The organism is Loktanella salsilacus, from assembly GCF_024206795.1.
Classification (GTDB): domain Bacteria; phylum Pseudomonadota; class Alphaproteobacteria; order Rhodobacterales; family Rhodobacteraceae; genus Loktanella; species Loktanella salsilacus.
Map to the genome: position 1 here is coordinate 247,142 of NZ_CP072995.1, position 12,878 is coordinate 260,019.

The following is a 12,878-nucleotide window of genomic DNA, read 5'->3' on the forward strand; positions in this document are numbered from 1 at the left end:
CTGTCCCCCCCTTCTTCTCGTCAAAAATATCTCGGGGGTGTGGGGGCAGCGCCCCGACGGGATCGGCGCGCTTTGCGCGGCGATCCAATGCTTACTTTGCCGCGACCGCAGTCTGCTTTTGCGCGCCAAGACCCTCGACTTCGACCTCCATCACATCGCCCGGACGCAAAAAGCGTTGCGGTTTCATGCCCATGCCCACGCCAGAGGGCGTGCCCGTGGCGATAATGTCGCCGGGGCGCAGTTCCATAAAGCTGGACATGTAGCTGACGATCTCGCGCACGCTAAAGATCATGTCGGATGTATTGGAATCCTGCACCGTGTCGCCGTTCAGTTTCAGCGTGACGCGCAGGTTTTGTGGATCGCCCACTTCATCCGCCGTCACCAGATAGGGGCCGGTTGGTCCGAAAGTCGGGGCAGATTTGCCCTTGATCCACTGGCCGCCGCGTTCGGTTTGAAAGCTACGCTCTGACACGTCGTTGATCGTGCAATAGCCTGCCACATAGTCCAGCGCGTCTTCTTCCGACACGTAAAGCGCGGTTTTGCCGATCACGACACCTAATTCAACCTCCCAATCGCCCTTCTTTGATGTACGCGGGATGATGACATCGTCGTTAGGGCCTGACAGGGCAGAGGTCGCCTTGGAGAAAATGATTGGCTCTGCCGGGGCATCCATGCCGGACTCTTTGGCGTGCAGGGCGTAGTTCAGGCCGATGCAGAAAAAGTTCGGCACGGACGACAGGCAAGACCCGATGCGGCCGGGATCAGTCACGACGGGCAGGGCGTTGATGTCGATGGTGCGAATTTTATCCAGCGCCTCAAGGGCGACAGCGGGGCCGGACAGGTCGGGGACATGGGCGGACAGGTCGCGGACTTGGCCGTCTGCATCCATAATACCGGTCTTTTCTTGTCCGACTGGTCCAAAGCGTAGCAGTTTCATAGGTCGTCCTTTCTGTCAGCCGTGGCTGAGGCTTGTTCGATTTCTTGGGTGATAACGTTGATAATGTCCGGCGCGAGCCGGTCCAGATGCGCGCCAAGCGCTTTGCGGATGGCATCCGTGTCGCGGGCGCGCAGGGCAGCGACGATTTGGCTGTGATGATCGACAACACGTTCGCGGTTACGGCGCTGGATCGCGGATAAGAACCGTGAACGCCACAGCCGGGATAGGAATGTGCTGTGAATGTCGGCTAAGGACGGATTGTGGGCCGCACGGGCAAGGCCCGCGTGAAAGCTCATGTCGATCTCGAACATCTCGACCGCGTCGACGGTGTCGAATTTATCGGCCATCACGTCCACGATGGCAGCAAGCGCGTCGATTTCCGCCTCAGTGGCCCGGGCGCAGGCAAGTTCGGCCGACATCTTTTCGATAGCAAGCAAGACTTCAACGTCGTCGGCGACCTGTTTGACAGACGGGATGGAAACGATGGGGCTGCGCGCGGGGCGCAGTTCAACAAGCCCTTCGGTCGCAAGGATACGCACCGCTTCGCGCAGGGGCGTGCGGCTAACGCCAAGTTTATCGGCGTTATCACGTTCCTTGATCGACATGCCGGGACGCAGGATGCCGCGCAGGATGTCGCGGCGCAATTGATCGGCTATCTGGGCGGGCAGGGTCTGATCGGCCATGTTATCCTTTGGCGTTTGAGTCGCGTTGGCGGGGTTTCAAGGCGCCCCGAGGCGGCGTTCAAATTTGGTATACCGAAATTTGTTGCGTGTCGAGAAGCACCTCGCTAACGTTTCTTCAGATGGTATACCATCTTCGTTTGCGTGCCGGGGAGGGCGCGTAGAAATGATAAAATGGCAGCCTTCGGGACTGCTAAGGGAGGAAGACCACGATGTCATTGAAAACAATCATGTTGTCTGCCGTTGCTGTGGCTGCTGTTGCTGCCCCGGCGTTCGCGCAGACTAACCTGCGCATCTCGACTCACTATGCGACTGAACACCCCAGCGGCAAAATGCTGGCGCAGTTCGCGGATGATGTAACTGTCATGTCGGACGGTGATCTGACGATTGAAATGTTCTATTCCAGCTCTGTCGTGGCCACGACAGAGACGTTTGACGCCGCGATCAACGGCATTCTGGATTGCGACGCGACGGGCGGTGCCTATCAGACCGGCAAAAACCCTGCGTTTCAATTCGTCGGTGACATCATGGGCGGCTATGACACGCCGTGGCAGCAGTATAGCTGGCTGTATTACGGCGGCGGATATGATGCCGCACAAGAGCTGTATAATGCCCAGGGCATGCAGTTGGTTGGCTGGTCGATCTATGGCCAGGAATCGCTGTCGTCCTCTAAGCCGATTGCTGGTCTAGCTGATTTGCAGGGCTGGAAATTCCGCTCGCCTCCGGGGATGGAGACCGAGATTTTCCAAGAACTGGGTGCCACACCCATCGTGATGGATTTCACTGAAATCTTTACGGCGCTGGAAACCGGGATCATCGACGGGGCTGATGCGTCGGGTCTGGCCAACAACGTTGGTCTGGGTCTGTATGACATCGTTAAGCATGCCACCTATCCCGGCTTTCATTCGATGCCGTCCGACCATTTGGCCTGTAACAAAGCCGTTTGGGATGGCCTGACCGAAGGTCAGCGCCGGATCATCGACACCGCATGGCAAAAGCTGGGCTTTCAGATCGCATTGTCGAACGAGAAGGCAAACTCTGAAGCTGCGGCAGAGCTGACCGCCGCCGGCGTCACGCTGTATGACTGGACGCCAGAGGATCGCGCTGCGTTCCGTGCTGGTGCGCAGGTCGCATGGGCTGATTGGGCGACACGTTCGCCAGAGGCCGCAAAGCTGGTCGACAGCCACAAAGCCTACCTGAAACAGCTGGGTCTGTTGGCCGAATAAGCCACGACAGATTTGGGCGGGTCCGGTTATGGACCCGCCCTTTCTAAGCGCGCACGACCGCAGGCACACCACGTGGGGGGAGACCACAGATGCACGACAATTCGCTTTGGCTGGGCCGGATGCGCGGGCCTGTAAAGACCGCGATGATGGTCTTTATCGGACTGACGCTGGCCTTATATGTCTGGCTGATCGCGCAGCACCTATTCAGCGACACCGCCTACGGCATGTTCGAGATGATCCGCCCCGCGGGGCGCCCGCTGGTGCTGGTGATGTTGATTATCTTTAGCCTTGCGCTGTTTTTCGCGTCTTTGTTCCTATCGGACACAAAGGGCGCGATTGAATCCCCGCCCGAGGGGGTCTTTGACCTTGTGTCCGTCGTGCTGGGCCGCCTGTCGATGATCATGACCACTTTTATCGTGCTGGTCATGTTCTACGAGGTCGTGTCCCGCTATGTCTTTTCCAAGCCGACCCTATGGGCGAACGAGCTAAGCCTTTGGATCGCCGCCTTTGTTTTCCTGCTGTCGGGGCTTTATGCCATGCAGCAGCGCAGCCACATCCGCATCTATGTGATCTACGACATGATGCCGCGATGGGCGCAGAAATTGTCTGACTGTATCTCTGTCCTGCTGATTGTTGGCTTTGCCGTGGCACTGGTCTGGGGCGGTTATACCGACGCTGAAAACCGCTTTATGCGGATGGAAACCTTCGGCACAGCGTGGGATCCGCCCATTCCGGGTATCGTAAAACCCGCGTTGCTGTTGATCATCGTATTGGTGGCGTTGCAGGCCGTGTCGAACCTGTTCGCAGATTGGCACAAAGACCCGTCAGAGATGGGCTCTAACGACGATATCGACGAGGTCGAAATCGAGAATATTCGCCGCACGCTTGAGGAGCAGAAGTAATGGTCGATATCGGCACCCTAAGCCTGATTGTTCTGCTTGGCATGTTCGCCTTGCTGGCAATCGGCATGCCGCTGGGTTTCGCCAGTGCGTTTCTGGCGGTCGTCACGCTGTCGCTGAAATTCTCGCCTGAATTACTGTGGGGTGATTTTGGTCGAGGACCGATGTCGGTGCTGGGGCAGGCGGTGTACCGCCAGATGACGAACTATGTTCTGATCTCTGTCCCGCTGTTCATCTTTATGGCCGCATTGCTGGAACGATCCGGCATTGCGCGGGATATGTATTCGTCGCTGAATGTCTGGCTGTCCCGCGTGCGCGGCGGCATTGCGGTCGTGACCTCTATCATGGCCGTCATCATGGCGGCGATGTCGGGCATCATTGGCGGCGAAGTCGTTTTGCTGGGCTTGATTGCGCTGCCGCAAATGTTGCGGCTGGGCTATAACCAGAACCTTGCGATTGGCACGATTTGCGCGTCAGGCTCGCTTGGCACCATGATCCCGCCGTCGATTGTGTTGATCTTTTACGGGCTGGTGACAGAAACCAGCATCAAGGCGCTGTTTACCGCGTCGTTCCTACCCGGCTTCATGCTGGCGTCGTTTTTCTTGATCTATATCGTCGTGCGCACTCAGATAAACCCCGAGATGGCCCCGCTGCCGCCAGAGGTCCCAGGAGAGCCAAAGGGCGGCGATAAGGGGCTGATGTTTCTTGGATTTATGTCGCGATTTACCGCTTGGGTCGCAGGCGTGTTGTTCGTGCGGGCTGTGTTTTTCACTGTGACTGGCGATAATGCAATCCGCGAAGGGCAGGACCCGATCCCGCTGGGGATGGTCAGCGATATTCCATGGATCGTTGGCACATTCGTGCTTTGCCTTATCCTGATCTTCTTTGTCTGCGGCCGTGACCGCACGGCCAAGGGCTGGGAAATGGGCAAGGGCCTGATCGCGCCAACCGTTGTGATCGGCGTCGTGCTTGGCTCGATCTATGGCGGTATCACCGGCATCACAGAGGCCGCAGGCATGGGCGTGATCGCAGTCTTCGTGATTGGCGCGCTGCGGCGCGAGATGACGTTTGAAATCGTCTGGGACAGTCTGATCCGCACGCTGCGGTCGACAGGTACGATCATCTGGGTCACGATCGGTGCAGCTGCGCTGGCCGCCGCCTACACACTAGTGGGCGGGCCGACTTATGTAGCGAACCTGATTGTGGGCGCTGATCTGCCGACGATGGGGATCATTCTGGTGATGATGTTCGTGTTCCTGATCATGGGCATGTTCATGGACTGGGTCGGCATTGTACTGCTGATTATGCCCGTGTTCCTGCCCATCGTGGTGCGGCTTCCCGCAGAAGAGATCGGCTTCCTTGGCTCTGTCGATGCGCGCTATATTCCGATCTGGTTCGGTGTGGTGTTCTGTATGAACATGCAGGTCAGCTTCCTGTCGCCCCCCTTTGGTCCAGCGGCGTTTTACCTAAAGTCCGTGGCACCTGCGCATATCAGCCTGACGGATATCTTTAAGGGGTTCCTACCGTTTATCGTGCTGCAGCTGATTGCGCTGAGCGTATTGCTGATCTGGCCACCTATCGTCACGCTGTTCTTGTGATGGCATGGCCACACCAAAGGCGTTGGTGATGGCCGGGGTCGTCCCGCCAAGGGTGGACCGCACGGCGCTGGGGCTGGGGTTGATGGTCGTGACGGTCGTGTTTTTCACGATGATCGACACATCGGCCAAATGGCTGGTGACCGCAGGGCTGCCTGCGCTGCAGGTGGTCTTTGCCCGCTATGCGATGCATTTCGTGTTGGCTCTGGTGGTGTTCATGCCGCAAGGCGGGCCGTCGCTGTTCCGTTCTCAGCGGCCAAAGGTGCAGTTCCTGCGGTCGATCTTTCTGTTCCTGTCGACGATCCTGAACTTTACCGCGCTCAAGTTTCTGCCGATCACGGTGACGACGACGATCATGTTCGCCGGGCCAATTGTCGTGACGCTACTGGCGATCCCGATGCTGGGCGAAAAGGTCGGGCGGCACCGGCTTGTTGCGGTTTGCGTCGGGTTTCTGGGGGTGATCGTGGTCATGCAACCTTGGGGGCTGGCGTTTCACCCGGCAATGCTGCTGAACATCGGCGCGCTGTGCATGGCGTCGCTGTATTTTATCCTGACGCGCAAACTGGCTGGCATTGAAAGCAACGCAACCAGCCAGCTTTGGTCCGCGGGGCTTGCAACGGCTTGCCTTGCGCCTTTTGCAATGTCGACGTGGGTTTGGCCGCACGGTGCTGTGGATTGGACGTTTTTCCTGCTGATCGGGATCTTTGGCGGCACTGCGCATATTTTAGCGGTGGCGGCACACCGGCTGGCGGATGCCAGCATCCTTGCGCCAGTAATATACATTCAGATCGTTCTGGCCGGAATCTCTGGCATCATTTTCTTTGACACGTGGCCGACCGTTTGGACGCTGGGCGGCGGGGCGATCATTATCGCCGCTGGGATCTATATCTGGCACCGCGAACGCCAGTTGTCGCGTACCGTGACCCCGGTGAATGTGCATGCCCGCGGCCCCATGAATCACTGACGCGGCGACAAATGACGCCGCCGCTGCGATTCATTGACTTGAGCTGCCTTATCACACTAAATCCAAGTCATATCTGAGCAACTTAAAGGCCATTTTTCATGGACCATGCCGAGCACCTGCAATGGCTGAACGAACAGACTGACATCGAAAACATTTTTGCTTGCATCTGCGATCTAAACGGCACCCTGCGCGGCAAGCGTTTGGACGTCGCGCAAGCGAGCAAGATCCTTGAAGGCTCTGTCCGTATGCCGCTGTCGCTGGCGGGTCTGGATATTTGGGGCGAGGATATTGAGGTATCGGCGCTGGTGTTTGAAACCGGCGACGCTGACGGCATTTGCCAATATACGGGGCGCGGCATTTTGCCGATCAACTGGACGTCGCGGCCCACCGCGCTGATCCCACTGAGCCTTTATAACGAAGATGGCCGCCCGTTTATGGGTGATCCGCGTCATGCGCTGGATGCGGTCGTGAAGCGGTATGCCGAAAAAGGACTGACGCCCGTCGTCGCGACAGAGCTTGAATTTTACCTTGTCGATCCGACCGAGACGATCCCTCAGCCGCCCCTGTCCCCGGTGACCGGCAAGCGTTTGGATAGCGACGGCGCGCTTAGCCTTGATGAGCTAGAGCATTTTGACGAGTTCCTGAACGACGTCTATGCCGCCTGCTACGCCCAAGGTATCCCGGCCGACAGCGCCATTTCAGAGAACGGCGCCGGCCAGTTCGAGATTAACATGCGCCATGTTGGCGACGCCCTGCGCGCTGCCGATGACGCCGTGCTGTTCAAGCGACTCGTGCGGGGGATTGCCCGCAAGCACGGCTTTGCTGCGACCTTTATGGCGAAACCCTACGGCGACCGCGCCGGCAGTGGTTTCCACGTCCACTTTTCGCTCGAGGATGAAGACGGAAACAACGTCTTTGACAACGGCGGCGAAGAGGGCACGCCGATCATGATGCACGCCGTTGCGGGTCTGCTGCACACGATGCAGGAAAACGCGCTGGTGTTTGCGCCGCACGAGAATTCTTTCCGGCGCTTGCTGCCGGGTACGCACGCGCCGTCATCGGTCGCGTGGGGTTACGAGAACCGCACGGTCGCCGTGCGTATTCCGGGCGGCCATCACAAGGCGCGGCGGATTGAACACCGCGTCGCTGGCGCGGATGCGAACCCCTATCTGGTGCTCGCATCCATCCTTGGCGGTGCCCTGCTCGGGATCGAGGGCGCGTGGGAGCCGACAAAGGCCCTGGTGGGCGACGCCTATGCGCAGGAAAAAGAGCTGGCTCACCTACCGCTTGACTGGGCGACGGCTATTCAGGCGTTCAAAAACGGCGCGCATATCCAGTCCATCTATGCGCCGCGCTTGCAGCGCATGTTGGTCGATTGCAAACGGCAGGAACAGCACCGGTTCAACCGGCATGTCACTGAATTTGAATACGATACCTATTTGGAGACGGTGTGATGCAAAATCACCCATACGCCGGGACCGGCGCCCATACGACAAGCTATTACGCGGCATCCGCGAACCCATCGCCGGATCGGCCTGCGCTGCAGGGCGATATTCAGGCGGACATCTGTGTCGTGGGCGCGGGCTATTCCGGCCTGTCCACTGCGCTGCATCTGGCGGAAAAAGGCTATTCCGTTGTTGTGATTGAAGGCGCGCGCGTCGGCTGGGGCGCCTCTGGCCGCAATGGCGGTCAGGTGGTGAACGGGCTGAACGCATCGCTGCAAACGATTGAGCGGCGCTATGGCAAGGACACCGCAACATTTGTTGCAGGCATCGTACAAGAGGGCGGAGAGATCATCCGTCAGCGCGTTGAAAAATACGATATTCAGTGTGATCTGAAGCCAAACAATGTCTTTGTCGGCTTGACGGATGCCCACCTGAAAGAGCTGGAAGCGCGTCAGACGCTGTGGCGCGGCTATGGCATCGACAATCAGGAAATGCTGGACCGCAATCAGCTGCAAAAGCATGTGAAGTCAGACCTTTACAGTGGTGGCCTGATTGATCGCACCGGCGGTCATATGCACCCACTGAACCTTGCCCTAGGTGAGGCTGCCGCGATCGAGAGCCTTGGCGGCAAGATTTACGAAATGTCGCCGATCCTGTCCGCCGATACCGAGGCTGCGCAGCCTGTGGTCAAGACGGCGCAAGGCTCTGTCACCTGCAAGACGCTGGTGCTGTGCGGCAATGCCTATCTGGGTCATGCCGTGCCGGATCTGGAACCGCGCGTGATGCCCGTGTCGACGCAGGTCATGGCAACAGAGCCGCTGGACCCTGCGCTGGCAGAGGAACTGATGCCCGGCGACGATTGCATCGAAGATATCCGCTATATCCTTGATTACTATCGCCTATCGGCTGACAAACGGATGCTGTTCGGCGGTGGCACGGTCTATGGCGGCGCTGATCCTGCGGATATCGAGGCGAAGCTGCGGCGCAACATGGACAAGGTCTTTCCCCAGCTAAAGGGCGTAAAGATCGACTATGCGTGGTCGGGCAATTTTGCGCTGTCCTTTAGCCGCGTGCCGCAGATGGGCCGCCTTGGGCGGAACACCTATTACGCCCACGGCTATTCTGGCCATGGCGTAACAGGTTCGCACCTGTTTGGCCGCATCTTGAGCGAGGCGATTGACGGCGATCTATCGCGGTTCGACGTCTTTGCCGGGCTAAAATGGTATCCGTTCCCCGGCGGGCGTGCGCTGCGCGTGCCCTATTCGGTGATGGGCAGCTGGTATTACGGGCTGCGCGACAAGCTGGGGCTGTAACTCTTTCTTACCTGCGGCCGACAACATAGGCCGCAGGTTGAGTTCCATGCGGAACTGTTTCGCAGCAGGGTGCGTTTGTCCGTCAGACAAAACAAAGCATCCGCTGCGAAAGGGTCTGACATGACTGACAACAAATCCGTGCCCCCCACCACGACTGACGCCGGTATCCGCGTGCAAAGCGATGAGCATTCGCTGACCATCGGCCCAGACGGTCCGATCCTGCTAAACGATCACTATCTGCTAGAGCAGATGGCGAACTTTAACCGCGAGCGGATCCCCGAACGTCAGCCCCACGCCAAAGGCTCTGGCGCTTTTGGCACGTTCGAGACGACGCAGGATGTGTCGCGTTATACCAAGGCTAAAATTTTCCAGCCGGGCGCGAAATGCGATGTTGTCATGCGGTTTTCGACTGTCGCGGGCGAGCGCGGCAGCCCTGACACTTGGCGCGACCCGCGCGGTTTCTCGGTCAAAATGTATACCGAAGATGGCAACTTCGACATGGTTGGCAACAACACGCCCGTCTTCTTTATTCGCGATCCGATGAAGTTCCAGCACTTCATCCGCAGCCAAAAGCGCCGCGCCGACAACAACCTGCGCGACCACGATATGCAGTGGGATTTCTGGACGCTGTCGCCAGAAAGCGCGCATCAGGTGGCCTATCTGATGGGTGATCGCGGCATCCCAAAAACCTGGCGCGAAATGAACGGCTATTCCAGCCACACCTATTCGCTGATCAATGCCGAGGGCGAAAAGTTCTGGGTCAAGTTCCATTACCACACCGATCAAGGTGACGGGAACGCTTATTGGTCGCAGGACGAGGCTGACAAACTGGCGGGCTCGGATGGCGATTATCACCGCCGCGATTTGTTCGATAACATTGCTAAGGGCAATAATCCCAGTTGGACGCTGAAGTGGCAGATCATGCCGTTCGAGGATGCAAAGACCTATCGCATCAATCCGTTTGATCTGACAAAGACGTGGCCGCATGCCGATTATCCCCTGATTGAGGTCGGTAAACTGACGCTGAACCGCAACCCCGCCGATTTCCACACGCAGATCGAGCAGGCGGCGTTCGAGCCGAACAATATCGTCCCGGGGGTTGGTCTGTCGTTGGATAAGATGTTGCTGGCGCGTGGTTTTGCCTATTCCGACGCGCACCGTGCGCGCCTTGGCGTGAACTACAAACAGATCCCGGTGAACAGCCCGCAGGCCCCTGTGCACAGCTATTCCAAGGATGGCGCAGGTCGCACCGTCAATGTCGCCGATCCGGTCTATGCACCGAACTCCTATGGCGGCCCGGCAGCGCAACCGCAGGCCCATGACGAGCCGCTTTGGCATGCGGACGGCGATATGGTCCGGCAGGCCTATACTTTGCGCGAGGATGATGACGACTGGACGCAAGCCGGTATTCTGGTGCGCGACGTGATGGACGATGCCGCGCGCGAACGTCTGGTCGGCAACGTCGTTGGGCACTTGTCGGACGGTGTTAGCGAAAAGGTGCTGCTGCGCGCCTTTGAATACTGGCGCAATATCGACGGGCCAACCGGCGACAAGATCGAAGCTGGCGTGCGCGAAAAATTGGGCGGCGAGTCCAAGGCACCGGGCATGGCCTCTGCGAAAAGCATCGGTGGCTAAAGCCTGCTGCAAATGATTGATAAAGCCCCCGGTGATGCATCGCCGGGGGCTTTTGTTTGCCCAGGTGTCAGTACAGTTAGATCGCGCCGTCCCGCATGTTTTCATCAAACTGTCGCATCATCCGCACCGGTTTGTTACGCGGCGGCCTCACCACCCGCTGTATTAACTCATCAGCGGAGAAGCACAGATGCCCCGGATTTCCTTTAACCGTCGCCAGACCCTGCTTGGCAGTGCCGCCCTTGGCGTATCCCTTGCCATGCCGTCCTTGTCGCGCGCGCAGTCGCGTCCCCTGATCACGCATGGTGTCATGTCTGGCGATGTCGCCCATGACGGGGCAATGATCTGGGGCCGCGCCGACCGCGAGGCCAAGATGATGGTCGAATGGGCCACGACCGAGGACATGTCAGATGCACGCATGGTGCCAGCACTGGCCGTCGGCACGCCCAGCGATTTCACCGGCAAACTAGCGCTAACCGGGCTGCCCAGTGATCAAGACATCTTTTACCGCGTGACCATGGCCGATCTGGCTGACGGCACTTTGTCAGAGCCGACCACGGGCACGTTTCGTACAGCACCGATGGGCCGCCGAGATATCAGCTTTGTCTGGTCCGGCGACACGGCAGGGCAGGGCTGGGGCATCGACGAAGATCGCGGTGGCATGACGACCTATGCCACGATGATGGGCCACGCGCCTGACTTCTTCCTTCACTCTGGCGATACGGTTTACGCGGACGGCGTGATCGTACCAGAGGTCGAATTGGCTGATGGCACGATGTGGAGGAACCTTGTGACGCCCGCCAAGTCCAAGGTTGCCGAGACGCTGGACGAATTTCGCGGGCAGCATTTGTACAACTACATGGACGCCAATGTAAGCGCCTTTAATGCCGCCGTACCGATGATTGCCCAGTGGGACGATCACGAGGTCACGAACAATTGGTACCCGAACGAGGTGCTGGCCAGCGACGACCGCTATACGGTCAAATCGATGCAGCTGTTGTCCGCCCGCGCTGCCCATGCATTCCACGAGATGATGCCCACACGGCAAAATCTGGCAGAGCCGATGCGTGTCTATCGCAAGGTATCCTACGGCCCGCTGCTGGATATCTTCCTGATCGATATGCGCACCTATCGCGGCGACAACACCGCCAATACCGAAGCAGAAGGCACGCCATTTCTGGGCGCCGAACAGCTGGCCTGGCTGAAGCGCGAGATGGTCAACTCGACCGCGACTTGGAAAGTTATCGCCGCTGACATGCCCATCGGCATGATGGTGCGCGATGGCGAAACGGCTATGGAAAACGGTGCCAATGGCGACGGTCCGGTTCTGGGGCGTGAAAAAGACGTAGCCGCTGTGTTGTCCTTCATCAAATCGGCGCAGATCCTAAACACAGTTTGGCTGACGGCTGACGTGCACTACACGGCCGCGCATCACTATTCCCCGGATCGCGCGGTGTCTCAGGACTTCGACCCGTTCTGGGAATTCGTTTCTGGTCCGCTGCACGCGGGCACTTTCGGGCCCAGCGATTATGACAATACCTTTGGCCCCGAAGTGCGTTTCGCCAAGCATCCAGAGCCGGGCCAAGCAAACCTGCCACCAAGCGACGGGATGCAGTTCTTTGGCAAGGTCGATATTGCGGCCGATACCGGCGTGATGACCGTGCGTCTGATGGACAGCGCCGACGTAGAGCTGTGGTCGGTCGATCTGGACCCACAGACCGTCTAACTAAAACTGTGTCCCGGGCGGCCTGCTGGGCCGTCCGGGACGGCAGGTTTCAGTTGGTTGTAGTGTTATTGGGAGTCCCAAAACCAACACTTTGTGAACAAGCCGTAAAACGCGATACTGTGCCCAATTATTGAAAGTCGAAAGAAGCTGTTGTCGTGAGCAGCGGAGGCAAATTAATATTTGCGCCAGTTGCCTGTATAGGGCTGATGCCTATGTACAATTAATCTGAGGATATCGCGTTTCTCAATCTATTGCCGAGAGTGGTTTGGTGACGTGGCATTTCATTTTCGGCGGAGGAATATTGCGTACTAAATATGTTTAAGATCGTTTTGGCGAAGCCGCGTTTCGACATGTCACAAGTAAGGTGCGACTACAGATACCCTAACTTATAGAGGTAAAAATGAGCGCGCATTAAGAACTTATATTTCTAAATATTATATCATCATCTCTTTAAGCTTATA

Annotated in this window: 10 protein-coding genes; 8 read left to right on the forward strand and 2 right to left on the reverse strand. The window is 58.1% G+C overall.

Annotated features, from left to right (window positions below):
* Positions 1-91: 91 nt before the first annotated feature.
* Positions 92-937: a fumarylacetoacetate hydrolase family protein gene (locus tag KBW81_RS17555; protein WP_254249416.1), complete on the reverse strand. Its 846-nt coding sequence runs from the start codon at positions 935-937 to the stop codon at positions 92-94.
* Positions 934-1,620 carry a GntR family transcriptional regulator gene (locus KBW81_RS17560; protein WP_254249417.1) on the reverse strand — a complete coding sequence of 229 codons (687 nt, stop codon included), beginning with the start codon at positions 1,618-1,620 and terminating at the stop codon, positions 934-936. Before KBW81_RS17560 ends, KBW81_RS17555 begins: the two co-directional genes overlap by 4 nt.
* Before the next feature lie 209 nt (positions 1,621-1,829).
* Between KBW81_RS17560 and KBW81_RS17565 the strand changes: the two genes are divergently transcribed.
* From KBW81_RS17565 to KBW81_RS17600, 8 genes are all read left to right on the forward strand, one after another.
* On the forward strand, positions 1,830-2,843 hold the full coding sequence (locus tag KBW81_RS17565) for a TRAP transporter substrate-binding protein (RefSeq protein WP_090188984.1): 1,014 nt from the start codon (positions 1,830-1,832) through the stop codon (positions 2,841-2,843).
* An 89-nt stretch (positions 2,844-2,932) separates the two neighbouring features.
* Positions 2,933-3,745, forward strand: coding sequence for a TRAP transporter small permease subunit (locus KBW81_RS17570; RefSeq protein WP_090188982.1), 813 nt, complete (start codon positions 2,933-2,935; stop codon positions 3,743-3,745).
* A complete protein-coding gene (locus tag KBW81_RS17575) occupies positions 3,745-5,340 on the forward strand; it encodes a TRAP transporter large permease (RefSeq protein WP_254249418.1) in 1,596 nt (531 codons plus the stop codon). The genes KBW81_RS17570 and KBW81_RS17575 overlap by 1 nt, the downstream gene beginning before the upstream one ends.
* 28 nt (positions 5,341-5,368) lie before the next feature.
* Positions 5,369-6,301 (forward strand): DMT family transporter, encoded by a 933-nt coding sequence (locus KBW81_RS17580; protein WP_254249419.1) that lies wholly within the window; start codon positions 5,369-5,371, stop codon positions 6,299-6,301.
* Between the two features lie 98 nt (positions 6,302-6,399).
* Positions 6,400-7,755: a glutamine synthetase family protein gene (locus KBW81_RS17585; protein ID WP_090188978.1), complete on the forward strand. Its 1,356-nt coding sequence runs from the start codon at positions 6,400-6,402 to the stop codon at positions 7,753-7,755.
* Positions 7,755-9,059: an NAD(P)/FAD-dependent oxidoreductase gene (locus KBW81_RS17590; RefSeq protein WP_090188976.1), complete on the forward strand. Its 1,305-nt coding sequence runs from the start codon at positions 7,755-7,757 to the stop codon at positions 9,057-9,059. The genes KBW81_RS17585 and KBW81_RS17590 overlap by 1 nt, the downstream gene beginning before the upstream one ends.
* A 120-nt stretch (positions 9,060-9,179) precedes the next feature.
* Positions 9,180-10,694, forward strand: a complete 1,515-nt coding sequence (locus KBW81_RS17595) for a catalase (protein ID WP_254249085.1) — start codon at positions 9,180-9,182, stop codon at positions 10,692-10,694.
* Between the two features lie 187 nt (positions 10,695-10,881).
* A complete protein-coding gene (locus tag KBW81_RS17600; RefSeq protein ID WP_254249086.1) occupies positions 10,882-12,417 on the forward strand; it encodes an alkaline phosphatase D family protein in 1,536 nt (511 codons plus the stop codon).
* The last annotated feature ends 461 nt before the right edge of the window (positions 12,418-12,878 follow it).